General features: G+C 71.1%; 20 protein-coding genes. 12 read left to right on the top strand and 8 right to left on the bottom strand.

Annotated elements, in window-relative coordinates:
- Positions 1-50 precede the first annotated feature (50 nt).
- Complete coding sequence (locus tag AB0H84_RS45425; RefSeq protein WP_357619140.1) at positions 51-848, top strand: helix-turn-helix transcriptional regulator; 798 nt, start codon at positions 51-53, stop codon at positions 846-848.
- 59 nt (positions 849-907) lie between these two features.
- Here the strand turns inward: AB0H84_RS45425 and AB0H84_RS45420 are convergent, their stop codons facing one another.
- The 5 genes from AB0H84_RS45420 to AB0H84_RS45400 form a co-directional block, all read right to left on the bottom strand.
- Complete coding sequence (locus AB0H84_RS45420) at positions 908-2,347, bottom strand: sialidase family protein (protein WP_357619137.1); 1,440 nt, start codon at positions 2,345-2,347, stop codon at positions 908-910.
- A gap of 66 nt (positions 2,348-2,413) precedes the next feature.
- Positions 2,414-3,532 (bottom strand): globin domain-containing protein, encoded by a 1,119-nt coding sequence (locus AB0H84_RS45415; RefSeq protein ID WP_357619134.1) that lies wholly within the window; start codon positions 3,530-3,532, stop codon positions 2,414-2,416.
- Positions 3,533-3,833: 301 nt separating this feature from the next.
- Positions 3,834-4,568, bottom strand: coding sequence for an FAD-dependent thymidylate synthase (gene thyX / locus AB0H84_RS45410; RefSeq protein WP_357619131.1), 735 nt, complete (start codon positions 4,566-4,568; stop codon positions 3,834-3,836).
- 100 nt (positions 4,569-4,668) lie between these two features.
- Positions 4,669-5,820 carry an amidohydrolase family protein gene (locus AB0H84_RS45405; RefSeq protein WP_357619128.1) on the bottom strand — a complete coding sequence of 384 codons (1,152 nt, stop codon included), beginning with the start codon at positions 5,818-5,820 and terminating at the stop codon, positions 4,669-4,671.
- A 61-nt stretch (positions 5,821-5,881) separates the two neighbouring features.
- On the bottom strand, positions 5,882-8,008 hold the full coding sequence (locus tag AB0H84_RS45400; RefSeq protein WP_357619125.1) for an anthranilate synthase component I: 2,127 nt from the start codon (positions 8,006-8,008) through the stop codon (positions 5,882-5,884).
- 246 nt (positions 8,009-8,254) lie between these two features.
- On the opposite strand from AB0H84_RS45400, the gene AB0H84_RS45395 reads away from it, so the two are divergent.
- The 6 genes from AB0H84_RS45395 to AB0H84_RS45370 all read left to right on the top strand — a co-directional run bounded on the left by AB0H84_RS45395 (position 8,255) and on the right by AB0H84_RS45370 (position 17,786).
- Positions 8,255-9,439: a cytochrome P450 gene (locus tag AB0H84_RS45395; protein ID WP_357619123.1), complete on the top strand. Its 1,185-nt coding sequence runs from the start codon at positions 8,255-8,257 to the stop codon at positions 9,437-9,439.
- A gap of 61 nt (positions 9,440-9,500) precedes the next feature.
- A complete protein-coding gene (locus AB0H84_RS45390; RefSeq protein ID WP_357619120.1) occupies positions 9,501-10,130 on the top strand; it encodes a TetR/AcrR family transcriptional regulator in 630 nt (209 codons plus the stop codon).
- Between the two features lie 11 nt (positions 10,131-10,141).
- Positions 10,142-11,569, top strand: a complete 1,428-nt coding sequence (locus AB0H84_RS45385; RefSeq protein ID WP_357619117.1) for a glycosyltransferase family 39 protein — start codon at positions 10,142-10,144, stop codon at positions 11,567-11,569.
- Positions 11,570-11,708: 139 nt separating this feature from the next.
- Positions 11,709-15,203 (top strand): S8 family serine peptidase, encoded by a 3,495-nt coding sequence (locus AB0H84_RS45380; protein ID WP_357619114.1) that lies wholly within the window; start codon positions 11,709-11,711, stop codon positions 15,201-15,203.
- A 79-nt stretch (positions 15,204-15,282) separates the two neighbouring features.
- Positions 15,283-16,863: a CocE/NonD family hydrolase gene (locus tag AB0H84_RS45375; RefSeq protein ID WP_357619111.1), complete on the top strand. Its 1,581-nt coding sequence runs from the start codon at positions 15,283-15,285 to the stop codon at positions 16,861-16,863.
- Positions 16,845-17,786, top strand: coding sequence for a WYL domain-containing protein (locus AB0H84_RS45370; protein WP_357619108.1), 942 nt, complete (start codon positions 16,845-16,847; stop codon positions 17,784-17,786). The genes AB0H84_RS45375 and AB0H84_RS45370 overlap by 19 nt, the downstream gene beginning before the upstream one ends.
- Position 17,787: 1 nt before the next feature.
- Here AB0H84_RS45370 and AB0H84_RS45365 read toward each other — a convergent pair whose 3' ends face one another.
- Positions 17,788-18,678: an SDR family oxidoreductase gene (locus AB0H84_RS45365; RefSeq protein ID WP_357619106.1), complete on the bottom strand. Its 891-nt coding sequence runs from the start codon at positions 18,676-18,678 to the stop codon at positions 17,788-17,790.
- A gap of 305 nt (positions 18,679-18,983) precedes the next feature.
- On the opposite strand from AB0H84_RS45365, the gene AB0H84_RS45360 reads away from it, so the two are divergent.
- The 5 genes from AB0H84_RS45360 (at position 18,984) to AB0H84_RS45340 (ending at position 23,324) form a co-directional block, all read left to right on the top strand.
- The gene (locus AB0H84_RS45360; protein WP_345002762.1) at positions 18,984-19,193 is read left to right on the top strand and encodes a DUF3311 domain-containing protein; all 210 of its coding nucleotides are present in this window, start codon (positions 18,984-18,986) and stop codon (positions 19,191-19,193) included.
- Entirely contained in the window at positions 19,190-20,803 is a 1,614-nt protein-coding gene (gene mctP, locus AB0H84_RS45355) for a monocarboxylate uptake permease MctP (RefSeq protein WP_357619103.1), read from the top strand. Before AB0H84_RS45360 ends, mctP begins: the two co-directional genes overlap by 4 nt.
- A gap of 143 nt (positions 20,804-20,946) precedes the next feature.
- Positions 20,947-21,729: a CPBP family intramembrane glutamic endopeptidase gene (locus tag AB0H84_RS45350; protein WP_357619100.1), complete on the top strand. Its 783-nt coding sequence runs from the start codon at positions 20,947-20,949 to the stop codon at positions 21,727-21,729.
- A gap of 57 nt (positions 21,730-21,786) precedes the next feature.
- On the top strand, positions 21,787-22,506 hold the full coding sequence (locus AB0H84_RS45345; protein ID WP_357619097.1) for an ABC transporter ATP-binding protein: 720 nt from the start codon (positions 21,787-21,789) through the stop codon (positions 22,504-22,506).
- On the top strand, positions 22,503-23,324 hold the full coding sequence (locus AB0H84_RS45340) for an ABC transporter permease (protein WP_357619094.1): 822 nt from the start codon (positions 22,503-22,505) through the stop codon (positions 23,322-23,324). Before AB0H84_RS45345 ends, AB0H84_RS45340 begins: the two co-directional genes overlap by 4 nt.
- On the opposite strand, the gene AB0H84_RS45335 is transcribed toward AB0H84_RS45340, so the two are convergent.
- Complete coding sequence (locus AB0H84_RS45335) at positions 23,278-23,943, bottom strand: TetR/AcrR family transcriptional regulator (RefSeq protein ID WP_357619091.1); 666 nt, start codon at positions 23,941-23,943, stop codon at positions 23,278-23,280. The two genes, AB0H84_RS45340 and AB0H84_RS45335, sit on opposite strands and share 47 nt — an antisense overlap.
- 103 nt (positions 23,944-24,046) lie before the next feature.
- Positions 24,047-24,484: a hypothetical protein gene (locus tag AB0H84_RS45330; protein WP_357619087.1), complete on the bottom strand. Its 438-nt coding sequence runs from the start codon at positions 24,482-24,484 to the stop codon at positions 24,047-24,049.
- Positions 24,485-24,528: the final 44 nt, after the last annotated feature.

The following is a 24,528-nucleotide window of genomic DNA, read 5'->3' as shown; positions in this document are numbered from 1 at the left end:
TACCTGACAGGTAATCGAGACGCTTCCCTCCAGGCAGTAGTGTGCCGGACATGGGAGCCGTAGCCATATATGACGAGTCTTTTGGTGATCTGTTGCGCTCGTGGCGGCAGCGCCGGCGGGTGAGCCAGCTGGACCTGGCCATCGAGGCCGACGTCTCGGCCCGGCACATCAGCTTCCTGGAGACCGGGCGCGCCCGGCCGAGCCGCGAGATGGTGATCAAGCTGGCCGAGGAGCTGGAGGTGCCGCTGCGGCACCGCAACAGGCTGCTGGTTTCCGCCGGGTTCGCGCCGATCTATCCCGAACGAGAGGTACGCGCCCCCGAGTTCGGGCTGGTTCGCCAGGCGCTGGACAAGATCCTCGCCGGGCACGAGCCGTACCCGGCGGTCGTGGTGGACGCGGCGTGGAACCTGGTGGCGGCCAACTCGGCGGCCTCGATGTTCATGGAGGGGGTGCCGGACGAGCTGCTGAAGGAGCCGATCAACGTGATGCGGCTGTCGCTGCACCCGCAGGCGATGGGCGGCCGGCTGCTGAACCTGCCCGAGGTCCGGGCCCACCTGCTGCACCAGCTGCGCAGGCAGGCCGAGGTGTCCGGCGACGGGCGGCTGGCCGAGCTGCACGACGAGCTGGCCGCGTACACGTACGAGGGCGTGGACCTGAACGTGGCGCACGTGCCCGGCCCTGCGGACATCCTGGTCCCGCTGCGGATCGCGGCCGGGGATCGGGTGCTGTCGATGTTCACCACGATCGCGACGTTCGGCACGCCGGTGGACGTGACGGTCTCCGAGCTGGCCATCGAGACGTTCTGGCCGAACGACGAGGAGACGGCGGCCGCGTTCCAGGCCGGTTAGCCCGGTCAGGCTCCCTCAGCGGGCCGTGGCGGGCAGGTCAGGTCTTCAGGAGGGTACGGTCAGCGGGCCGTGGCGGGCAGGTCGGGCGCCGGCTCGCCCGCCGCGACGGGCGCCTCGATCGCGAGCGTGGCGCGGCCGCCGCCGGTGATCGGCAGGCCGCCTGTGACGGTGTAGGTGCGCACGTCGTACGCGCCTCCCGAGGGGGCGGCCGCGGCCGTGAAGGCCACGTAGGCGTTGCCGCCGGGGATGACCGAGGTGGACAGGTAGTCGCCCGCCATGCGGCCGTGCGCGCTGTTGGCGAACCAGCCGAGGTCCATCGGCCCGTGCAGCTCGGCGGGGCGCGACCAGCTCCCGCCGCCGTTGTCCGAGGAGGTGTAGCCGATCGTCAGGCGGCAGGTGGCGGCCGTGCAGTCGGCGGAGGGGTAGCGGTAGTAGGCGAGCGCCAGCCGGGCGGTGCCGCCCGAGCTGTCGCGGTCCACGCCGAGCCCGGGAATGACGTGGTCGCCGCCGTCGTCCGTGACGCGCGTGACGTGGCCCCATTCCTCGCCGGTGGCCGAGGTGCTCATGACGATGTCGTTGCCGCCGCAGCCGAGCTGGAAGCGGCAGTCGTGCCAGGCCACGTACACGGTGCCGCGCGCGTCGCTCTCCGCCGACGGCAGCGGTAAGGCCCGCAGGCCACCGGCGACCAGGTGCCGCCGCACGGTCGCGACGAGCACGCCGGCGTCCCAGCTCGCGCCGCCGTCGCCGGAGCGCATGGAGCGGATCTGCTGCTCCCTGCTCAGGTAGGCCACCACGACGGCGCCGTCGGGCCGCACGACCGGCTGCGCGCCGAGGCCGGTCGCGGACGTGGCGCTCTCCTGCCAGGTCAGGCCGCCGTCGGAGGAGCGGGACACCTTGATCGCGTTGCCCGCGGCGGCGTCGTCGTAGACCGTGTAGCAGCGGCCGTAGAAGGGGCTGCGCGGGGCGTTGTCGCAGGCGGTCCAGCTCTTGTCCAGGTCTCCTCCGTCCGCGACGGCGGTCGTGACGGGCTCCGCCCAGGTCAGGCCGCCGTCGGTGGAGCGGCTGGTGACCACGGCCGCCCCGGCGATCCCGCCGGTGTCGGTGAGCGCCAGCGAGGAGATCAACCAGACGCCGTGCCTGGCGTCGAAGGCCACCGAGGGGTCGCTCACCCGGTCGAAGGGCCCGCCGCCGAACGTGGTGATCCCCGGCAGGACGCCCTTGGTCCACGTGGCGCCGTTGTCGGTGGAGGTCGCGAACGCGATGCCGGACGCCCCTCCGTCGAAGAACCGGCCCGCCTGCTGCGCGGCCACGACGGTCGTGCCCGCCTGGAAGGTGTCGGGGCCGGCCTGGGTGCCGTGCTGGCTGGTGGCGTTGGCGTAGGAGTCGGCTCCGAGCTCCGTCAGCGGGACGGTCTCGGACGCCAGGGCCGGGACGGGGGTCAGGAGGAGCGTGATGATCAGCAGCCCGCCGATTCCTCGGCGCCTGGCGGGGGATGGCACAGTCCACCTCCACGTTGGCGTGTCATCCCCTACCTCGCACCTTTCGACCCGACCTGTCAAGATCTGTCAGCGTTCAGCCTGGATGACGTCCCGGTGGATGCGCGACAGGGGGACGCCGTCGACCTGGAGGCGGCGGACCGTCTCGTTGACCATGGAGGTCGGGCCGCACACGTACACGTCGTGCTCGGCCCAGGAGTGGAAGCGCTGCGTGACCTCGGGCAGGTGGCCCCGCATCCCGTCGAACGAGGGCTCGTCCGACACCACGGGCAGCACCCGCAGCCAGGGGAACGACGACGCCATCCTGATCAGGTCCGGCAGGTCGTACAGCTCCTCGGACGTGCGCGCGCCGTACAGCAGGTGGATGTTGGGACGGCGGCCCGAGGCGATGATGTGCTCGATGATCGCCTTCAGCGGCGCCAGCCCGGTGCCGCCCGCCACGCAGAGCACGTCGCGGGTGCTACGGTCGCACGGGGCCATCGTGCCCATCGGCGGGCCCAGCATGAGGGTGTCCCCGATGCGGGTGTGCCTGGTGAGCGTCGTGGACACCCAGCCCCCGGGGACCGAGCGCACGTGCAGCCTGATCGTGTTGTCGGGGCGCGGCGCGTTCGCGATGGAGAACGTCCGCCAGACGCGGGGCCAGCGCGCGGTCTGCACGGTGACGTACTGACCCGGCGTGAACGCCATCCGCTCCGTGGGCCGCAGCGTGATGACGGCGATGTCGCGATGGCGCTGCTCGTGGTCGATCACGTCGGCCAGCCACCAGGCGGGCGCGGCCTCCGTGTCGGACCCGGCCGCTCCGATCATGAGCTCCGCGGCCGCCGTGTACGCCGCCACCCAGGCGGCCTCGATCTCGTGGTTCCAGACGTCGGCCGCGAAGCGGCGCACGGTGGCGAGCAGCGCGTTGCCGACGGCGGTGTAGTGCTCGGCGAGCACGCCGTACTTGCGGTGGTCCCTGCCCAGCTGGCCCAGGTAAGCCGCGAGGCTGTCCGGGCTGTCCAGGCTCCACACGATCCGCGTCAACGCGCTGAACAGGCGGTCCCGCTGGACGTCCATGGCCGGCGGGAACATGCCGCGCAAGTGCGGACTTTCGGCGAACAGCCGGCCGTAGAAATAGGCCGTGGCCTTGTCGGCCTGCGGTTCGATGACGGAGAAACTCTCTTTTACCAGGCGCGGATTCAACGACATTTACCAACCCCACCTAGGGACCGGAAAGGCATTCCGGTCGTGTCGTTCACCTCCTTGACGGCTCCGGGTCTTGAGCGCCCGGTCCCTCCCCGGCACTCCGATGCGCTCGAAATTGAGTCTTACACCACCGATGACCCGCCACAACCGTTTCCCCCCAATACGGTGGGATGCGAGCTGTCCGTAGCCATCTGGTGATTTTCCGTGCTGGTTTTTCGGTCGGTAAATGCGAATAACAATCACATTCAATGAGAGGCGGGTGCCTGGATCCCGGACGGGCTCCCCGGCACCCGCCCCGCCCGGTTCAGGGACAGACGCGCCCGTTGGCCTCGAACGCCTCATGGGTGAGCGGCATGAGCTCCGCCCACAAGGCCTCCATCTTCTCGGCGACCATCTCGATCTCGCGCTGCGGGAACGACGGGAACGCGGAGTCCTCCCGCTTCACCCGCAGCGACAGGAAGTTCATCAGGGCACGGGCGTTGCAGGTGGCGTACATCGAGGAATAGAGGCCCACCGGCAGGACGGTGCGGGCCACCTCGCGCGCCACGCCCGCCTCGAGCATTTCCAGATAGGCCCGGTAGGACTGCCGGCAGCTCTCCTGGGTCGCCTCCGTCACCAGCTTGTGCTGCTCGGCCGTGCCGTCCAGGAACACGTACTTGCCGGGCTTTCCCTCCTGCACCAGCTTCCGGTCGGGCCCCGGCACATAGAAGACCGGCATCAGCTTCCGGTATCTTCCGGACTCCTCGTTGTAGGAGAAGGTGCGGTGCCGCATGAACTCCCGGAAAACGAAAATCGGCGCGCTGATGTAGAAGGTCATGGAAGAGTGCTCGAACGGCGTGCCGTGCCGGTCGCGCATCAGGAAGTTGATGAGGCCCTTGGAGCGCTGGGGGTCGGCTTCGATCTCTGCCAGTGAGCTCTCACCCTTGGTGGAGACGCGCGCGGCCCACAGCACGTCGGCGTCGGACGCGGCGGCCTTCACCAGCTCCACGTCCACATCGCTGCGGAACTTGATCTCGGTCTCGCGTTCGACGCTGCCCATGGAGAGCCCCCGCTCAGGTTGGGTGTGGTGACGGCCTCAAGCAAACCAGGTCAGGGCCGCTCGGCGCGAGTCAGCGGGGGCGGGCCACCCGATCACGCGTTCACAAGCGGTAGACGCGGCGGGCGTTGCCTGAGCCGATCATGTGGGCGACCCGGGCCGCGTCGGCGGGGCTCCACTCCCCCGACGCGAGCCGTGACGCGAGCGCCGCGCCCAGCGCCCGCCGGAACGACAGCGCGCCCAGGTAGCCCGTCTCGGCCACGCTGTGGCAGCCGGAGCCGAACAGCTGCTTGTGGAAGGGCGCCAGCTCGAGCAGCTCGTCCACGACCCTGGCCGAGGCCGCCGCGGTGTGCGGGAGGGCGAGGCCGACGTCCACGTACACGTGCGGGTAGACGCCGGCGAGGTAGGCGGCCTGGCGGTGGTACGGGTAGCAGTGCAGCAGGATGAGCGGCACACCGAGCGGCTGCAGCATCCCGGCGAACTCGCTCAGCCTGCCCGGGTCGGTGCGGTGCAGGTCGAGCCCCGAGCCGCCGAAGCCCGTGTGGAACTGCACCGGCAGCCCCCGCTCCCTGGCCACGTCGATCGCGCTCCACAGCAGGTGACGCAGCATGACCTCGTCGGTCAGCGGCCGCTTGGGGTCCGACAGCCGCCGGTTGGCCGCCGCGATCACCGATCCCCTGCTCGGCCTGGACGGGTCGAAGTCGAGGCCGCACAGCGCGCCGATGACGGTCTTGAGCCCGACCGCCCTGGCGGCCCTGGCGGCCAGCTCCTCGCCGAGCGCGTCCAGGTAGTCCACGGCCAACTGGGCCGTCTCGGCCACGTCGCGCTCGATCTGCTCGATCCGTACGAGCTCGTCGGCGGCGGCCCCGCCGTGGCGGCCCATCTCGGTGGCCGTCAGCACCTCGATGTCGTCGGCCCCGGGGGCGGTGTCCACGAGGAAGGCCACCACCCCGGCCCCCGCCAGCAGCCGCCGGTTGACCTCGGCCGCGCCCAGCTCCTCACGGCGGGAGAGGTAGACGGCGGGCGGCGCATGCGGCTCCAGGTCTAGCACCGGGGCGCACCAGCGGCGCACGGCCGCGCCGAACGGCGTGTCGAAATGGGTGGTGCCGGGCGGCGCGGGGCTGCCGCCCTCGTTGATGAGCAGCTCGAACCGCGCTCTGCTCAGGTCGTCCCGGCGTACCCCGTGACAGTGGTGGTCGACGAGCGGGGCGAGCAGCGCGTCACGCACCGTGGAGGGGAGATCTACGGGGAGCATGCGGAGACTCTAGGGGAGCCCCGCATGCCCTCGCGGCGGTTTTACCTACGACGGGGGCCGCTCACTTGCGGCACAGGCGCAGCACGTTCGCGATGATCTTCGCGCCCGCGCCGCCCTCCTGCGTGAGGATCGACTCGGGGTGGAACTGCACGGCGAAGCGCCGCCGCTCCACGTCCTCGATGGCCATGACGTTGCCGTCGGGGGTGAGCGCGGTCGCCGTGAAGCCGACGACGCCCGGCTGCTTGGCGTGCAGCGAGTGGTAGCGGGCCGCGGTGAACTCCTCGGGCAGCCCCTCCAGCAGCGCGCTGTCGCCCAGCCGGGAGACCTGGCCGCGCTTGCCGTGCTCGGGGTAGTCGAGCAGCTCCAGCGAGCCGCCGGCCTGCTCGACCATGGCCTGCAGCCCCAGGCAGACACCGAAGACGGGCAGATCGCGGGCGTAGATCTGGTCGATCAGCGCCGACATGCCGAAGTCGGAGGGCCAGCCGGGCCCGGGCGAGAGCACCACCAGGTCGGGCGCGATCTCGTCGATCATGTGGGCCGGGAAGCCGTGGCGCAGCGTCACCACGTCGGCGCCTTCCTGCCGGAAGTAGTCGGCGAGCGTGTTGACGAAGGAGTCCTCGTGGTCGACGAGCAGCACCTTCATGCCCTGGCCCGGCTGCGGCCTGACCTCGGGGGCCGGCACGGAGCCGGGCTGGTTGACCGCGGCCAGGGCGCCGAGCAGGGCGCTGGCCTTGAGCTCGGTCTCGCGCTCCTCCGACTCGGGGTCGGAGTCGAACAGCAGCGTGGCCCCGGCCCGCACGGCCGCCACGCCGTGCTTGATCTGCGCGGTACGCAGGGTCAGGCCGGTGTTCATGGAGCCGTCGAAGCCGATGAAGCCGATGGCGCCGCCGTACCACCGGCGGGTGGTGGCCTCGTGGTCCTCGATGAACTGCATGGCCCACGTCTTGGGCGCGCCGGTCACCGTGACGGCCCACATGTGGGTGAGGAACGCGTCGAGCGCGTCGAACTCGGGGCGCAGCCGCCCCTCGATGTGGTCGACCGTGTGGATCAGCCGGGAGTAGAGCTCGATCTGGCGGCGGCCGATGACCTTGACGGTGCCGGGGACACAGATGCGCGACTTGTCGTTGCGGTCGACGTCGGTGCACATGGTCAGCTCCGACTCCTCCTTGACGCTGGACAGGAGGGTGCGGATGGCCTCGGCGTCCTCGACCGGGTTGCTGCCGCGGGCGATGGTGCCGGAGATGGGGCAGGTCTCCACGCGGTCGCCGCTGACCCTGACGTACATCTCGGGCGAGGCGCCGACCAGGTGCTCGCCCTCGCCGAGGCTGATGATGAACTCGTACGGCGCGGGGTTGCTCTGCCGCAGGCTGCGGTAGAAGCCCGACGGGTCGGCGCAGACGGCGTGGAAGACCTGGCCGGGCACGACCTCGAACAGGTCGCCGCGCTTGAACCGCTCCTTCGCGGCGGCCACGACCTTGGCGTATTCGCCCTTCTCGGGGTCCTTGGGCAGCTCGCGGGGGATCACCGGCTCGGCGGTGGCGCCGGTGCGCTCCAGGCCGCGGGTGGTGGCGCCGTCGACGGTGAACTCGTAGCGGTATTCGACGCTGGTCTCGCGCTGCCGGTCGATCACGACGAGCCGGTCGGGCAGGTGGAGGACGAGGTCGCGCTGGTCGTCGGGGCGGACGAGCTCCTGCCTGATGGGCTCGAACTGGAAGGCCAGGTCGTAGCCGAACGCGCCGTACAGGCCCAGGTGCGGGTCGTCGCCCCTGAAGGCGGCGATGACCTCGCGGATCGCGGTGAAGACGGTGGGCCGGCGGCTGCGCAGCTCCTCCGGCAGCAGATCCTCCGATTCCGGTACGTGCACCGCGACGTGGTCGGGCGTGGGCTCGGAGACCGGCTTGCCCGCGGCCAGCAGGCAGGAGGCGACAGCGGGCAGCACGACTCGGCCGCGGTCGTTGAGCGCGGTGGCCGAGATGACGCGGCCCTTGGCGACCAGCTCGACGCAGGGGTCGACGTAGCCGAACGCCCATCGGCTGTAGCGGCCGGGGTAGTCCATGCCCGAGGAGAACGCGCCGCCGCGCCTGGTCCCGAGCGCGGTCACGATCTCTTCCAGCGCGGCCTCGTCCACCTCGCGCGCCTCGCGCTCGACCCCGATGCCCCCGGCGGTGGTATATCCGCTCGTCTCCACTTCGTGCCCCTTTACCAGGTCAAATGATCGAGCCCCGGGGGCGGGCACAAGAAAGGCCGCCATCCGGGGCGGCCGTCCGTTCAGGAATGCGAAACACAACGCCGCCTAGGAGCGGCGCCACCACTGCAGCTGGGCGTGATTTCGCATGAGGACAGAGTAACCGGCGGACCATGATCGCGCAACGCCGACCCGGTTCGGCGAGTTTGAATACAGAGCTGTACTGTATTCATAGAAAGGAGAGCCGACATGACCGAGACCGAGGCGATCACGCTCCCCACCGAGCGGCCCACCCCGTTCGACCCGCCGCACGACCTCGCCGAGCTGCGCGAGACCCGTCCCATGGCCCGCCTGGCCTACCCCGACGGCCACCTGGGCTGGCTCGTCACCAGCCACGCGCTGGCGCGGGAGGTGCTGGCCGACCGCCGCTTCAGCGCCCGCTCCGAGCTGCGGCACATCCCGATCGCGGGCACCGGCGAGGCCCGGCCCTCGCCTCCCGGGATGTTCGTCGGGATGGACCCGCCCCGGCACACGCGCTACCGCCACCTGCTCACCGGCGAGTTCACCGTGCGCAGGATGCGCCTGCTCACCGAGCGCATCGAGGAGATCACCGAGGAGCGGCTGGACCTCATGGAGCGGCAGGGCCCGCCGGCCGACCTGGTGCGGGACTTCGCGGGACCGGTGCCCGCGGTGGTGATCTGCGAGCTGCTCGGCGTGCCCGACGAGGAGCGGCCGCGTTTCATGACCGAGGCCGCCGCGCTCACGCGGGCGGAGCTCCCGCAGAAGATGTCCGCGTTCCTGGCGATGCAGGCGCACATGCGCGAGCTGGTGACGGCCAAGCGGGCCGAGCCCACCGATGACGTGCTGAGCGGCCTCACCAGGAGCGACCTCACCGACGAGGAGCTGGCCAACATCGGGTTCATGCTGCTGGGGGCCGGGCTCGACACGACGGCGAACATGCTCGCCCTGGGCACGTTCGCGCTGCTGCGCCACCCCGGCCAGCTGGCCGTCCTGCGCGCGGAGCCCGAGCGGGCGGACCAGGTGGTGGAGGAGCTGCTGCGCTACCTCAGCATCGTCCCCATGCTCGTACGTACGGCGCTGGAGGACGTCGAGCTGGGCGGCGAGCTGGTCAGGAAAGGAGAGTCGGTCACGATCTCCCTCCCTGTCGCCAACCGCGACCCCAGCCGGTTCCCCGACCCGGACGCCCTCGATCTGCGCCGGGACACCGGCGGCCACGTGGCCTTCGGTCACGGCGTGCACCAGTGCCTCGGCCAGCAGCTGGCCAGGGTGGAGATGCGGGTGGGCTATCCGGCGCTGTTCAGGAGATTCCCGTCGCTGCGGCTGGCGGTCGAGCCCGGCGAGGTGCCGCTCCGTACCGACATGCTCATCTACGGGGTGCACAGCCTCCCGGTCACCTGGGATGCCGCGACATGACCGGCGTGGTCAATAGACTGCTGCCGGACCGGCTCTACGACGAGATGGTGACCCGCCAGGCATGATGACCACCGACGACCTCGCCACGCGAGCACCGCGGCCCGCCGGCCGGCCGCGCAGCCAGGAGGCCGACCTGGCCATCCTCACGGCCGCGCTCGACCTGCTCATCGAGCACGGCGCGACCCAGACCAGCATCGAGCAGGTCGCCAAGCGGGCCGGGGTGACGAGGGCGACGGTCTACCGCAGGTACGCCGACAAGACCGAGCTGCTCGTACGGGCCCTGCAGCTGGCACACCACGACGACGACCCCGGTCTCCCCGGCTGGCGCGACCTCGACCACATGTTCGGCGACTGGGCGGGGCACCTGGCCGAGCCGCGCAACCGGGTCCTGCTGCGCCGGGTCTTCGGCACGGTCGACGACTATCCCGAGCTGATCAGGGCGTACCAGGAGGCCAACGCCGGGCGGCGGGCGGCGGTCGTACGCGAGGCGCTCCACCTGGCCCGCGACCGCGGGGAGCTCCCGGCGCACGTCGACGTCGACGTGGTGCAGGACGTCCTGACCAGCGCGGTGATAGGTCATCTCGTCAGCCGTCCCGACGATCAGAGCGCCGAGCAGATCAAGGCGTACTTCCTGAAGATCATGAAACAGTTCGGCTATCGGCCGGTGACAAAGGGAGTCGAAACGATCTAGCTTTGGGGGCCATGGAGCGGCCTTCAGCCTGGCGTCCGGTGACGGTGATCGCGGTCCTGCTGTTCGGGGTGCTGCTGGCGCTGAGCCCCTTGTACGGCTATCACCGTGACGAGCTGTACTTCCGCGTGCTGTCGGAGCATCCCGCCTGGGGGTACGTCGACCAGCCGCCGCTGACGCCCATGCTGGCCAGGGCCGGGATCGCGCTGTTCGGCGACACGCTCACCGGGATCAGGGTGTTCCCGGCGCTGGCCGTCGCGATCCTGGTCGTGCTCATGGCCCTGATCGCGCGCGAGCTGGCGGGCGGCCGGGCGGCGCAGGTGATGGTCGCGCTGGGTACGGCGACGGGCGCGTACTCGATGATCGCGGGCCACTCGCTGCTGACGCTCAGCTTCGACCTGCCGCTGTGGGCGGCGGCCATCCTGTTCATGCTGAAGGCGCTGCTGCGCGAGCAGCCGCGCTGGTGGCTCGCGGCGGGCGCGGTGATCGGGCTGGCCACGTACAACAAGCACCTCATCGCGCTGCTGGTGATCGGGCTCGCGGTGGGGCTGCTGGCGGCGGGGCCGCGGCGGGTGCTGGCGAGCCCGTGGCTGTGGGCGGGGGCGCTGGTCGCGGTGGTGATCGCCGTGCCCAACCTGATCTACCAGGTCACCCATGACTGGCCGCAGCTGAAGATGGCGGCGGCGCTCAGCGCGAACAAGGGCGCCGAGATGCGGGTGCTGTTCGTGCCGATGCAGCTGGCGCTGTTCGGGCCGGTGGTGTCGGTGCTCGCGGCCTTCGGGTTCGTGCGGCTGTGGCGCGACCGGCGGGTGCGGGCACTGGCCGTCGCCTACCCGGTGGCGGCGGCGCTGACGCTGATCAGCGGCGGGCGCTTCGACTACACGGCCGGGCTGATCCTGCTGCTGTTCGCCGCGGGCTGCGTGAGCGCCGAGAAGGCCTGGCGACCGTGGCTGGCGGGCGTGGTGCTCAGCGGCCTCGGCTCGGCCGTGATCGCGTTACCGCTCATCCCGGTGGCCGAGCTGGCCTCGAGCCCGGTGCCGGCGATCAACGAGGTGGCGCGCGAGTCGGTCGGCTGGCCGCGGTTCGTCGCCGCGGTCAGCGGCGTGCGCGGCGCGCTCTCCCCGGAGGAGCAGGCGCGGGCGGTGGTGGTGACGGGCAATTACGGCGAGTACGGCGCGCTGGCGCGGGCCGGGGTGCCGCGCGTCTACTCGGGCCACAACCAGCTCTGGGAGTACGGCCCGCCGCCGGAGAGCGCCACGACCGCGATCCTGGTGAACTTCGGGCCACGTGGCCTCGCGCAGTTCGGCTCCTGCGAGGAGAAGGCGAGGATCGACAACGGCGCGGGCGTCGACAACGAGGAGCAGGGCCTGCCGGTCTACCTGTGCAGGGGGCCGAAGCAGCCCTGGTCCGCCATGTGGCCCATGTGGCGACATTTCAGCTGACCAGATTACATTTCAGCCAGTCACGTTACATTTCGCGGCACCTCTTGCTTTCTCGACAAGATCTCTTCACGCTTCTCGACAGAGGCGTGAAGATCACCTCTTGTGTCGAAAGTCTCGAAAGTCTCGAAGGAGAGGCGCGGTGCCCCAAACCCCCCGCTGGCGGGCGATCCTCACTGGGATCGTCGTCATCGCCGGCTTATCCGTTCCGCAGGCCGCGGCCCACGCGGCGCCGGATCCCGCGAAAATAAACGCGACCGTCCAGGCCAAACTGGCACGGGACGACAAAGCCACTTTCTGGGTCCGGATGAAAGGGGCCGCCGACCTGAGCGGCGCCCGCCGGGCCGTCACCAAGGACGCGAAGGCCGAGCTGGTCTTCGAGGCGAAGACCGACCGGGCCAAAAGTTCGCAGCAGAACCTGCGCAAACTGCTCGACTCCCGCCACGCCGACTACACCCCGTACTGGATCGTCGACGCGGTGCGGGTGACCGCCGACGAGAAGCTGGCGGGCGAGATCGCCAAGCTGCCCGAGGTCGAGAGCCTCGAGCCGGTCCGCACCTACTCCCTGCCCAAGCCTGTCTCGGGCAGTGCGGAGAACAAGGTCAACGCGGTTGAGTGGAACATCGACCGGATCAACGCGCCGCGCGTCTGGAGCGAGCTGGGCAACCGCGGCGAGGGCATCGTCGTCGCCCACATCGACTCCGGCGCCCAGTTCGACCACCCCGAGCTGGTCCAGAGCTACCGGGGCAGGAACCAGGACGGCACGTTCACGCACGACTACAACTGGTTCGACCCGGCGCACGTGTGCCCGACGGCCGCGCCGTGCGACAACAACGGCCACGGCACCCACACCATGGGCACGATGGTCGGCGCGAACGGCATCGGCGTCGCGCCCGGCGCCAAGTGGATCGCCGCCAAGGGCTGCGAGGTCAACACCTGCACCGACGCCTCCCTGCTGGCGGCCGGCCAGTGGATCCTGGCGCCCACGGACCTGAACGGCCGTAATCCGCGCCCCGACCTGGCGCCCGACATCGTCAACAACTCCTGGGGCGGGCCGGGGAACGACTTCTGGTACAAGGAGATCGTCGAGGCGTGGGTCGCGGCCGGGATCTTCCCGGCGTTCGCCAACGGCAACGAGGGCCCCGCCTGCCGCACGAGCGGCTCGCCGGGCGACTACGTGAGCAGCTACAGCGCGGGCGGTTTCGACGTCAACAACACGCTGTACAACCGCTCGAGCAAGGGCGAGGGCGAGAACGGCGAGATCAAGCCGAACATCGCGGCCCCGGCCGTCAACGTGCGCTCCTCGACCCCCGGCAACACCTACAGCAGCTACACCGGCACGTCGATGGCCTCGCCGCACGTGGCGGCCACGGTCGCGCTGATCTGGTCGGGCTCGCCGGGGCTGCAGGGCAACGTGGCGGCCACCCGGCCGCTGCTCGACAGCACCGCGATCGACGTCAGCGACACCAGCTGCGGCGGCACCGCGGCCGACAACAACGTCTGGGGCGAGGGCAGGCTCGACGCGTACGCCGCCGTACAGGCCGCGCCCCACGAGGGGGTCGGCGACCTGCGCGGCACGGTCACCGCGGGCGGTGCGCCCGTGGCCGGGGCGACGGTCACGGTCTCCGGGCCGCTGACCCGCACCGTGACGACCGGCCAGGACGGCACGTACGCCGTCCCGCGCCTGCTGCCCGGCGACTACCAGGTCAGCGCGGAGAAGTTCGGCTACGACAAGGCCACCGCGCCGGCCACGATCACGGCCGGGCAGTCCACGACCGCGGACGTGACCATGACCGGGCAGGCGACGGGCACGGTCTCCGGCACGGTCAGCACGGCGGGCGCGCCCGAGCAGGGCGCGACGGTGGCGGCCACCGGCACGCCGGTGAGCGCCGTGACCGACGCGGCGGGCCACTACAGCCTGACGCTGCCGCACGGCGACTACCAGCTGAAGGTCACGCCGGTCTCCCGCTGCTCCAGCGGCACGACGGCGTCCGTCTCGGTGGCCGGCGACGTGGCCAAGGACATCGAGCTGCCGCTGCGCGGCGACAACTTCGGCTACACCTGCAAGAGCGGCGCGCAGGCGTACGTGGCGGGCACCGAGAAGCTGGCGCTGACCGGCGACGACGACGCCCAGCAGGTGACGCTGCCGTTCCCGGTGCCCTTCTACGGCACGGGGTACGGCAAGGCCTGGATCAGCACGAACGGGAACATCTCGTTCGCCACCGACAAGGCCACCACCGGCAGCAACGGCCGGCTCCCGACGACGACCACCCCCAACAACGCGGTCTACGCGTACTGGGACGACCTCACGGTGGACGCCCAGGCCGGCGTCTACACGGCGGTGACGGGCACGGCGCCGCACCGGACGTTCGTGGTGGAGTGGCGCAACGTCGGCTTCTACAACGCGAGCGACCAGCGGGTGTCGTTCTCGGCGCTGCTGGGAGAGGACGGCTCGATCGGGTTCCGGTACAAGGACATCGACAGCGAGCGCGAGCGAGGCTCCAGCGCGACCGTCGGCATCGAGAACGCGGCGGGCGACGACGCCATGCTGTACGCGTTCGAGGAGCCCGTGCTCTCCACCGGGCAGGGCCTGACGTTCACGGCCAGCAGGCACGGCCTGGTCATCGGCGCGGTCACCGACGCCAACGACGGCCAGCCGCTGGCCGGGGCGACGGTGAAGGTGGGCGACGTGGCCACGTTCACGACCGGCGCGGACGGCTCGTTCTACGGGCAGGTGCCGGCCGGCGACTACGCGGTCGTGGTCTCCAAGGAGAACTACGGCACCTTCACCAAGGCCGTCACGGTGGCGGCCGCCACGGTGACGCGGATCGACACGGCGCTGGTCACCGGGCGGGTGAGCGCGTCGTCCGCCGAGCTGACCGTGGTGATGCCGGCCGAGTCCACCCGTACGCGGACCCTGGAGCTGACGAACCTGGGCTCGCCCACGCCGTACACGGTGGTCTCGGAGCCGTGGTTCGCCACGACGCCGGCCTCGGGCGAGCTGGCCAAGGGGCAGAAGGTGACGCTGAAGGCGACGCTCTCCAGCGCCGGCGTCGCGCCGGGCACGGTGAAGACGGGCAAGCTGCTCGTCCGGTCGGCCAGCGGCCGGCAGCCGACCATCGAGATCAAGGTGACGGTCGTGGTGCCCAAGCTCCAGGTGGCCATCGACGCGGGCGCCGGCAAGAACGTGGTCGACAGCGCCGGTGACACCTGGACGCCCGACAAGAAGTACGCGGCCGGGAGCTACGGTTACGTGGCCACCTCGACCAGCACGGCGAGCACGTCCAGGACCATCGCGGGGACGGGCGACCAGGCGCTGTTCAGGACCGCCAGGGAGAAGATGCTGGAGTACCGGTTCGACAACGTGCCCGCCGGCACGTACACCGTCGAACTGGACTTCGCCGACATCAAGAGCACGCAGCCGGGCAAGCGCGTCTTCGACGTGCTGGTCGAGGGCGAGCTGGCGATCCCGGCGCTCGACCTGGCCCTGGAGGCGGGCACGTACACGGCCGTGAGCCGGCAGTACACGGTGAAGGTCACCGACGGCCAGCTCAACGTGCGCTTCGCCACCCGGCAGGGCGCGACGATCGTGAACGCCGTCCGCATCTCGGAGCGCCCGGACAAGGCGCTGTCGTAGCGGCTCCCGGGGGCGTCCTTACCTGGAACGGACGCCCCCGGGATACCGGGACCGGACGGCGTATGTTACTGGTAAGTACATGAGACGCGTTCGGCTCCAGCGGGATCTTCCCGTGCCGATGCCCGACGGCGTGACGCTGCTGGCCGACCACTACGCGCCGGCCGGCGGCGGTCGGGCGCCCGTCATCCTGATGCGCTCCCCGTACGGCCGGCGCGGCCTGTTCGGCTGGTACTACGGCCGCGGCTTCGCCCGGCAGGGCTTCCACGTCGTCATCCAGAGCTGCCGCGGCGGCTTCGGCTCCGGCGGCCTGCTCGACCCGCTCGGCGACGAGCACGACGACGGCCTGGCCACCGTGGCGTGGCTGCGCGAGCAGCCGTGGTACGGCGGCTCGTTCGCGATGTTCGGCCCCTCCTACCTCGGCTACACGCAGTGGGCCGTCGCCCCCTACGCGGGGCCGGAGCTCAAGGCCATGGCCACGCAGATCACCGCCTCGCAGTTCAGGGACGCGGCGTACGTGGGCGGCGCGTTCGCGCTGGAGTCGACGCTGAGCTGGACCACGCTCACCGACACCATGTCGCGCCGCTTCGGCGGCGCCGCGGTGCTGACCGCGCCGAGGCTGGCCCGCAGGGCGGTCCTGTCGGGCCGCCCCGTGGCCGAGCTGGACCTGGCGTCGGCCGGGCGGCCGCTCCGGTTCTACCAGGACCTGCTCACCCACCACGCCGATCCGGCCGTCACCTATTGGGAAAGGCGTGACTTCTCCCTGAAGGTGGGCGAGGTGGACGCGGCGGTGACCATGCTGGGCGGCTGGTACGACGTGTTCCTGCCGTGGCAGCTCAAGGACTACACGGCGATGCGGGCCGCGGGGCGGCGGCCGTACCTGACGATCGGGCCCTGGTACCACGTCGACACCCGGCACGGGCGGCCCGCCATGGCCGAGGCGTCGGCCTGGTTCCGCGCGCACCTGCTGGGCGACCCCTCGGGGCTGCGGGCCGAGCCCGTGCGGCTCTACGTGACGGGGGCCGAGGAGTGGCGCGACTACCCCGACTGGCCGGTGCCGGGGATGCGGGAGCAGCGCTGGCACCTGCAGCGCGGATTCGGCCTGGGGACCGACGGGCCGCTGGACTCCCCGCCCGACCGGTTCCGGTACCACCCGGCGCATCCGACGCCCGTGATCGGCGGCCCCGTGCTGCTCGGGGACTCCAGGCCGCGCGACCAGCGGCGGCTGGAGGAGCGGCGCGACGTGCTGGTGTACAGTTCAGCGGCGCTGGAGTCGGACGTGGAGATGATCGGGCCGGTGCGGGCTGAGCTTTTCGTGCGGTCGAGCACGCCGCACGTCGACGTGGTGGTTCGGGTGTGCGACGTGCACCCGGACGGGCGCTCGCTCAACGTGTGCGAGGGCGTGCGCCGGCTGGCGGACGCCGCTCCCGGGGTGCGCCGGGTCTCCGTCGATCTCTGGCCGATCGCGCACCGCTTCCGGCGCGACCACCGGATCAGGGTGCACGTGGCGGCGGGGGCGTACCCGACGATCGCCCGCAACCACGGCACCGGCGACCCCCTAAACAACGGCGACGGCGCGATGGTCCCCGCCGACGTCGAGGTGTTCCACTCCCCCGAGCGTCCCTCCGCCGTGGTGCTGCCGCTGTGCGTGCCTCGCGGTTGATGTCGCTGGTCCTGCTGCTGCAGGGCCGGGGCGGGATGACGGCGGCCGAGCTGGCCAAGGAGCTGGAGGTCTCGGAGCGCACGGTGCACCGGGACATGCTGGCGCTGTCGGAGGCGGGCGTGCCCGTGTACGCCGACCGGGGGCGCGGCGGCGGGTACCGGCTGCTGGACGGGTACCGGACGCGGCTGACGGGGCTGGACCGGGCCGAGGCGGAGGCGCTGTTCCTGTCGGGGGTGCCGGCGGCGCTGCGCGAGATGGGGCTGGAGGAGGTGGCGGCCACGGCCCGGCTGAAGGCCGCCGCCGCGCTCTCCCCCGCGCTGCGGGACGCGCCCGCCGTCGCGGCGCAGCGCTTCCACCTGGACGCGCCCGGCTGGTTCGCGAGCGGCGACCCGCCGCCGGCGGCCCTCGCCCCGCTGGCCAGGGCCGTGTGGAACGACCGCCGCGTCTCGGCGGTCTACAAGGAGCGGGTGCGGACGCTGGAGCCGTACGGGCTGGTGCTCAAGGCGGGCGCCTGGTACCTGGCCGCGCGGCTCGGGACCCGCTTCCTGATCTTCCGGGTGCACCGGTTCGGCGCGGTCTCCGTGCTCCCGGACTCCTTCGACCGGGACCCCGCCTTCGACCTGGCGGCCTTCTGGGCGGGGCAGTCGGCGCAGTTCAGCCGGTCGCTGCTGCGGGACGTGGTCACGTTGCGGCTCAGCGAGCGGGGGGTGCGGATGCTGCGGCACATCGCCGACCCGGCCGCGCTCGACGCGGCCCTCGCCTCGCTCCGGCCGGACGGGACGGTGCGGCTGGAGGTGGAGTCGGTGGAGGTGGCGTACTCGCAGGTGCTCCGGTTCGGGCCGGAGGCGGAGGTGCTGGATCCGCCGGAGCTGCGGGCGATGGTCGCCGACGCCGCCGCCCGCATGTCCGCCCTCTACCGGTAGGTCACCGGTAGTCCGCCGGGTTGAGCTCCTTGCCGGGCTCGACTGCCTCCGTGATGAAGCTCCACACCCGTGGCCGGCTGCCGTCCACGTCCGTGAAGCCGTACGCCTCGGCCAGTTCCTCGCTCGACACCGACCTGCCGGACCAGCGCTGCCGGTCCGGGTCCGTGGCGAGGGCCGCCACGCCCCTGCCGACGTACGCGGGCGTCTCCGAGACCTGCCAGGCCGGGTCCGCCTTCGCCTCCCGCCAGTTCTCCTCGGTGACGCCGAAGTGGTCGAGCATGGCCTCCGAGCGCAGGAAACCCGGCGTGACCGCCACCCCGATGCCGCCGTACGGGCGCAGCTCGTTCGCCCAGGCGAAGCCGAGCCGGTTCACCGACACCTTGGCCAGGTCGTAGTAGACGTTCTCCCGGTAGCGGGTCTCGTTGAAGGCCCACGTGCCGTCGGTGACCTCCACGACCAGGCCGCCCTCGTTCCTGATCATCAGCGGGAGCAGGTGGCGGCTGGTGATGACGTGGGTGTCGATCGCCAGCCTCAGCAGCCGGAACCCCTTGTCCATGTCGTGCTTCCAGACCGGCGTCTCCCACTCCCACAGGTGGTCGCTGCCCCACACGTCGTTGACCAGCACGTCCAGCCTGCCGTGCTCGCGCTCCACCCGCTCGGCCAGCGCCGCCACCTGGGCGGGGTCCAGGTGGTCGACCTGGACCGGGATGCCGGTGCCGCCGGCCGCGGTCACCAGCTCCGCCGTCTCCTCTATGGTCTCCGGCCGGTTCATCTCGGAGCGCCGCTGCCGGGTGCTCCTGCCGGTGCAGTAAACCGTCGCGCCGGCCGCGCCCAGCGCGACCGCGATGCCTCGTCCCGTTCCGCGGGTTGCTCCCGCTACCACAGCAATCATGGGAGCGATCGTCTTGCGAAAACCCGACACCTCATGTCATCTTTTCCGCCGGCTTCTGCCCGGCGGCTCGACCGCTCGGCGCGCGGAAACGACCACTCGGCGAGCGGGTCAGGATGGCGACCCCGGGCACGTATAGGGTTTGCCCAGGTGAGAGCTGGTACTCACGGGGCTGGCGCGGCATTTTACGCCAAAACGTAATGTTACCGACATTGGGTTTAATACCCCCGCAAAGCTAATCTCCCTCCATTGACTAATCGTCAGGATCTGGTACCAACACCGCTCCTGATCCACTCATCGGAGGGTCGATGACTACCGGGGAACCCGGGCAGCCGCGCACCGACCGCAGCCCATGGAACTGGCTGCTGGTCCTGCCCATCGTGCTGCCGCTGCTGACGTTCCTGTTCAACGCCGACGAGCCACGCCTGCTGGGCTTCCCGCTCTTCTACTGGCTGCAGCTCGCCTTCATCATCGTGGGCGTCGTCTCCACGACCATCGTCTACAGGATGACCAAATGAACGGCCACACGACCGAGCTGATCGTCTTCATCCTGCTGTTCGTGCTGGTCAGCGCCATGGGGTTCGTGGCCGCGCGATGGCGGCGGCCCAACGACCTGGCGAGCCTGAACGAGTGGGGCCTCGGCGGGCGCAGCTTCGGATCGTGGATCACGTGGTTCCTGGTCGGCGGTGACCTCTACACCGCCTACACGTTCGTGGCGGTGCCGGCGCTGGTGTTCAGCTCCGGCGCGCTGGGGTTCTACGCGCTGCCGTACACCGTGGTGGTGTACCCGCTGGTGTTCCTGGTGCTGGCGCGGATGTGGTCGGTCTCGCACGTGCACGGGTTCGTCACCCCGGCCGACTTCGTACGGGCCCGCTTCGGCTCGCCGACCCTGGCGCTGATCATCGCGATCACCGGGCTGGTCGCGACGATGCCGTACATCGCGCTCCAGCTCGTCGGCATCGAGGCGGTGCTGAAGTCGATGGGCATCACCGGGCACCTGCCGATCATCATCGCGTTCGCGATCCTGGCCGCGTACACGTACCAGTCGGGCCTGCGGGCGCCCGCGCTCATCGCGTTCGTCAAGGACGCGCTGATCTACATCGTGATCCTGGCGGCGGTCATCTACATCCCGGCCAAGCTGGGCGGCTGGGACTTCATCTTCGACGCGGCCAAGAAGAAGTTCGAGACCACCCCGGCACCGGCCGACGGGATCATCCTGAACGCCAACAACCAGCTCCAGTACGTGACGCTGGCGTTCGGCTCGGCGCTGGCGCTCTTCCTCTACCCGCACAGCCTCACCGGCGTGCTGGCCTCGAAGAACCGCAACGTCATCAAGCGGAACATGTCGGCGCTGCCCGCCTACAGCTTCGTGCTCGGCCTGATCGCGCTGCTCGGCTTCATGGCCATCGCGGCGGGCACCAAGCCCGTGGTGAACGCGGCCACCGGCAAGCCCGACACGAACACGATCGTGCCCATGCTGTTCGACCAGATGTTCCCGAGCTGGTTCGCGGGCGTCGCGTACGCGGCCGTCGGCATCGGCGCGCTCGTCCCCGCGGCCATCATGTCGATCGCGGCGGCGAACCTGTTCACCCGTAACATCTACCGCGAGTACATCAACAAGAACGCCTCCGACGCCCAGGAGGCCAACGTCTCCAAGATCGTGTCGCTGGTCGTCAAGGTGGGCGCGGTGCTCTGCATCCTGCTGCTCGACCCGCAGTTCTCGATCGACCTGCAGCTCATCGGCGGCGTGATCATCCTGCAGACGCTGCCGTCGGTGGCCCTGGGCCTCTACACCCGCTGGTTCCACAAGGGCGGCCTGATCGCCGGCTGGGCGGCCGGCCTGGCCGCGGGCATGTGGATGCTGTACCTCATCCCGAACCCGGCCAACGGCAAGGCGCACTTCGGCGGCTCGGCGTTCGGGCTGGCGAACCTGGGCTTCGACACCAAGATGACGATCTACGCCGGATTCCTGGCGCTGATCGTGAACCTGGTGGTGGCGGTGCTGGGCACGCTGGTGTTCCGGGCGGCCAAGGTGGCGGACGGCGAGGACGCGACGGCTCGTGGCGACTACTTCGCCGACGAGGGCGACCCGAAGGTGAAGGACCTGGATCTGACCGGCTCCCACTGATCCGGCCCACCTGATCCGGCCGACGGCCCGCCCCACCGCGAGGGGGCGGGCCGTCGGTCTTTCCGGTGCGGGCCGCGTGTCATCCGAAGTCCTTCGATTTCGCGTTTATCCTGATCCGATCAGTGAACGACTACTCTTCGGCCATGCGCACTGAGTCTCCCATCGCGCCGTCCCCGGTGCTCGCGCCCAAGCTCATCAGGGCCGAGCTCTTCGTCGTGTTCTCGGTCTCGCTCGGCGCCAGCGGCCTCGTGGCGCTCGTCCGGCTCATCGGCGCGCTCACGGCGCCCAAGGAGCTGAAGGGCCAGCAGGCGGTGCTCGTCGGGTCGATGGCCCCCGGGCGGCCGTGGCTGGACCTGACGCTGCAGCTCGTCGACATCGCGATCACGGTGGCGCCGGTCGGGCTGGTGGCGTACCTGATGGTGCGCTCCGGGGAGTCGCTGCGCACGATCGGCGCCGACTTCGGGCAGAAGACGCGCGACGTGGCGCGCGGGGCGGTGCTGGCGGCGGCGATCGGCGGCACCGGACTGGCGTTCTACCTCGCCGTGTGGGCACTCGGCGTCAACCTGACCGTCGTCCCCGGGCAGCTCCCGCAGGTGTGGTGGCAGGTGCCCGTGCTGCTGCTCGCGGCCGCGCAGAACGGGGTGCTGGAGGAGGTGCTCGTCGCCGGCTACCTGCTGCACCGCCTGGGGCAGGCCGGATGGAGCCCGTGGAAGGCCGTCGTCGTGTCGTCGGTGCTGCGGGGGTCGTACCACCTCTATCAAGGGTTCGGGGGATTCGTCGGAAACGTCGTGATGGGGCTGGTGTTCGGGCGGCTCTACCAGCGGTGGGGCCGGGCCATGCCGCTGGTCGTGGCGCACACGCTGATCGACGCCGTCGCCTTCGTCGGATACGCCTTCCTGCACGGCCGCGTGAGCTGGCTGCCCTGAAACCGTTGACCGGAAAACCCGTTGCCCCGACGGCCCCGCGGAACGCACGCTTGACCGGTGGCCATCCTGGAAGCGTCCCATCTGGTCAAGCGGTTCGGAGGGGTCACCGCCGTGCGCGACCTCAGCCTCTCCGTGGGCGAGGGCGAGGTCGTCGGCCTGCTCGGCCCCAACGGCGCCGGCAAGTCGACCACGCTCCACATGCTGCTCGGCCTGATCACCCCTGACGCGGGCAGCATCAGGCTCTTCGGCCTCGACCTGGCCAGGCACCGCACCGAGGCGCTCAGCCAGGTCAACTTCGCCGCCAGCTACGTGGACCTGCCCGGGGTGCTGCTGGTGCACGAGGTGCTCGACGCGTTCGCGAGGCTCTACGCCGTACGCCATCCGCGCCGCCGGGTCGAGGAGCTGATCGAGCTGTTCGAGCTGGGCCCGCTGCGCAAGCGGCAGCTGATGGCCCTGTCCTCGGGCCAGCGCACCCGCGTGCAGCTCGCCAAGGCGCTGGTCAACGCCCCCAGGCTGCTGGTGCTCGACGAGCCCACGGCCAACCTCGACCCCGACGCCGGCGACCGCATCCGCGGCCTGCTGTCCCGCCTGGCCGGGGAGAACGGCAGCGCCATGCTCATCACCTCGCACAACATGCGCGAGGTCGAGCGCATGTGCGACCGCATCCACTTCGTCTCGGACGGCGTCGTCGTGGCGGCGGGCAGCGCCGAGGAGCTGGCCGGCCACTACGGGGCCGAGGACCTGGAAGAGGTGTTCCTGAAGGTGGCACGCGGATGACGTCCCTGACCCTGCCTCCGCTGAGCCTGGCCGCGCGGCGCACGCGGATCCTCGGCGTGGTCCGCCGCGACTTCGCGGCGCTGCGGCGCAGCCCGGTCAGGATGTTCGAGATCCTGTTCTGGCCGACCGTCGAGCTGGTGCTGTGGGGCTTCGTCACGCTGTTCCTGCAGGCGCAGCGGGTGCCGTTCGTGGTGGCGTTCCTGCTCGGGGCGGTGCTGCTCTGGCAGGTGCTGCAGAAGGCCAGCAACGAGATCTCGATCGCGTTCCTGGAGGACATCTGGTCGCGCAACCTGCTCAACGTGCAGGTCAGCCCGCTGTCCAGCGCCGAGTACCTGATCGGGCTCGTGCTGTTCTCGCTGGGCAAGGTGGTCTTCGCGGTCGCGGTGATGGCCGGGCTCGCCTTCGCCCTGTACGGGTTCGGGGTGACGAGCCTGGGGGTGGGGCTGGTGCCGTTCATGGGGGTGCTGCTCGTGCTCGGCTGGTCCCTCGGCCTGGTCGGCATCTCGGCGGTGCTCCGCTTCGGCGAGAACGCGCAGGTGATCGCCTGGTCGCTGGTGTTCGTCGTACAGCCGCTGGCCGGGATCTTCTACCCGATCTCGGTGCTGCCCGCGCCGCTGCAGGCGGCGGCGTGGCTGCTGCCGGCCTCGCACGTCTTCGAGGGCATGCGCGCGGTCATGGCGGGCGGTGCGGTGCCGTGGGACCGGCTGGCCTGGGCGAGCGCGCTCAACGTGGTCTACCTGGCGGGCACGCTCGGGCTGTTCGCGTGGGCGCTCAGGTACGCCCGGCGGCGTGGGAAGCTGTCCCGCTTCGGGGACTGACGGCGGCGCCCCGGGAGCCGCCCCGGGAGCCGGACGCGACGGCGCTTCGGGGGCCGAGAGCGGCGGCGACCACGTCCACGAGCCCCTCCACCACCTCCGCGCGGTCCACCTCGGGGTGCTCCAGCCACCAGTCGCAGGTGGCCTGCACCATGCCGACGAACGCGTGCCCGAGCACCTGCGCCTTCGTCGGCTCCCGGACCACGCGCTCGGCGACGAGCAGGCCGCCGAGCTCCTCCCCCAGGCCCCTGACCAGGGCCGTCATGTGCGAGCGGATCCTGGGGTCCTCGGAGCTGGCCCGGTGGAACAGGAACCGGTAGAGGTTGCGGTTGGCCGAGATCAGGTCGAGATAGACGCCGATGGTGCGCCGCGCCCTGCCCCGCAGGTCCGCCCCGGGCGCGGCGAGCTCAGGGCGCAGCTGGGCGATCACGGTGCGGACGTGGCGGTCGGCGAGGGCCTGGTAGAGGCCGCTCTTGTCGCCGAAGTGGCGGTAGAGGATGGGCTTGGTGATGCCGGCCTCGGCGGCGATGGCCGCCATCGAGACCTCGGGGCCCTGGGCCAGGATCACCCGGTCGGCGGCGTCGAGCAGCACCCTGCGCCGGTCCGGGTCCCGTCCACTCACCCGCCCAGGATAGGCCGCCGCCGATCGCACGCCCGCCCGAGGGGCACTCGCCCTGGCGGCACCCGCCCGGAGCACACCCGCCCGGCGCGCACGGCTGAGGCGGTCACCTGCCCAGGAGGGAGCGGAGCCGGCCGGGGAGCAGGGCCGAGAGCACCAGTAGCGCGCCGATGAGCGTGTACAGGCCGGTCATGCCCGCCATGGTGCCGGGCGGCTCGGCCAGCTCGGCCCAGGGCGGGGCGTCCGGTGGCGACCACGGCAGCCCGCCCGCCCGTGCCCACGGCAGGCTCCCCACCACCCCGAGCGCGGCGGGGAGGTCGAGCGCGAACACGGCGCCCGCGGCGACCAGCGGGATGCCGCACCCGAGTGCGGCCGCGGGCCAGGCGCTCAGGAGGGTGACGATGACGGCCACCGCCGCCAGGTAGGCCAGCGCCGCCGGGGCGGGGCCGAACGTGGCGTTGCCTGTCCGCAGCGCCCGGGCGGCCGCCTCGGTCAGGTAGTAAACGGGCACGAGGGCGATCACGCCCGCGACGCCTCCCACCATATGACGAGTCTCACGAGTCACATCGCCTTTCGTCCCCGTCTGAC

The organism is Nonomuraea sp. NPDC050786 (assembly GCF_040654115.1).
In the GTDB taxonomy this organism is placed as follows: Bacteria; Actinomycetota; Actinomycetes; order Streptosporangiales; family Streptosporangiaceae; genus Nonomuraea.
Note: the sequence above shows the minus strand (reverse complement) of the source record. Positions and strands in the feature narration are given on the sequence as shown.

What these genes read in the sequence shown, in the direction of transcription:
- AB0H84_RS45390 (WP_357619120.1), top strand. Translation starts at nt 9,501, where the DNA reads ATGATGACCACCGACGACCTCGCCACGCGAGCACCGCGGCCCGCCGGC.
- mctP (WP_357619103.1), top strand. Translation starts at nt 19,190, where the DNA reads ATGAACGGCCACACGACCGAGCTGATCGTCTTCATCCTGCTGTTCGTG.
- AB0H84_RS45415 (WP_357619134.1), bottom strand. Translation starts at nt 3,532, where the DNA reads ATGTCGTTGAATCCGCGCCTGGTAAAAGAGAGTTTCTCCGTCATCGAA.
- AB0H84_RS45405 (WP_357619128.1), bottom strand. Translation starts at nt 5,820, where the DNA reads ATGCTCCCCGTAGATCTCCCCTCCACGGTGCGTGACGCGCTGCTCGCC.
- thyX (WP_357619131.1), bottom strand. Translation starts at nt 4,568, where the DNA reads ATGGGCAGCGTCGAACGCGAGACCGAGATCAAGTTCCGCAGCGATGTG.
- AB0H84_RS45360 (WP_345002762.1), top strand. Translation starts at nt 18,984, where the DNA reads ATGACTACCGGGGAACCCGGGCAGCCGCGCACCGACCGCAGCCCATGG.
- AB0H84_RS45425 (WP_357619140.1), top strand. Translation starts at nt 51, where the DNA reads ATGGGAGCCGTAGCCATATATGACGAGTCTTTTGGTGATCTGTTGCGC.
- AB0H84_RS45365 (WP_357619106.1), bottom strand. Translation starts at nt 18,678, where the DNA reads ATGATTGCTGTGGTAGCGGGAGCAACCCGCGGAACGGGACGAGGCATC.
- AB0H84_RS45330 (WP_357619087.1), bottom strand. Translation starts at nt 24,484, where the DNA reads ATGGTGGGAGGCGTCGCGGGCGTGATCGCCCTCGTGCCCGTTTACTAC.
- AB0H84_RS45395 (WP_357619123.1), top strand. Translation starts at nt 8,255, where the DNA reads ATGACCGAGACCGAGGCGATCACGCTCCCCACCGAGCGGCCCACCCCG.
- AB0H84_RS45340 (WP_357619094.1), top strand. Translation starts at nt 22,503, where the DNA reads ATGACGTCCCTGACCCTGCCTCCGCTGAGCCTGGCCGCGCGGCGCACG.
- AB0H84_RS45350 (WP_357619100.1), top strand. Translation starts at nt 20,947, where the DNA reads ATGCGCACTGAGTCTCCCATCGCGCCGTCCCCGGTGCTCGCGCCCAAG.
- AB0H84_RS45385 (WP_357619117.1), top strand. Translation starts at nt 10,142, where the DNA reads ATGGAGCGGCCTTCAGCCTGGCGTCCGGTGACGGTGATCGCGGTCCTG.
- AB0H84_RS45375 (WP_357619111.1), top strand. Translation starts at nt 15,283, where the DNA reads ATGAGACGCGTTCGGCTCCAGCGGGATCTTCCCGTGCCGATGCCCGAC.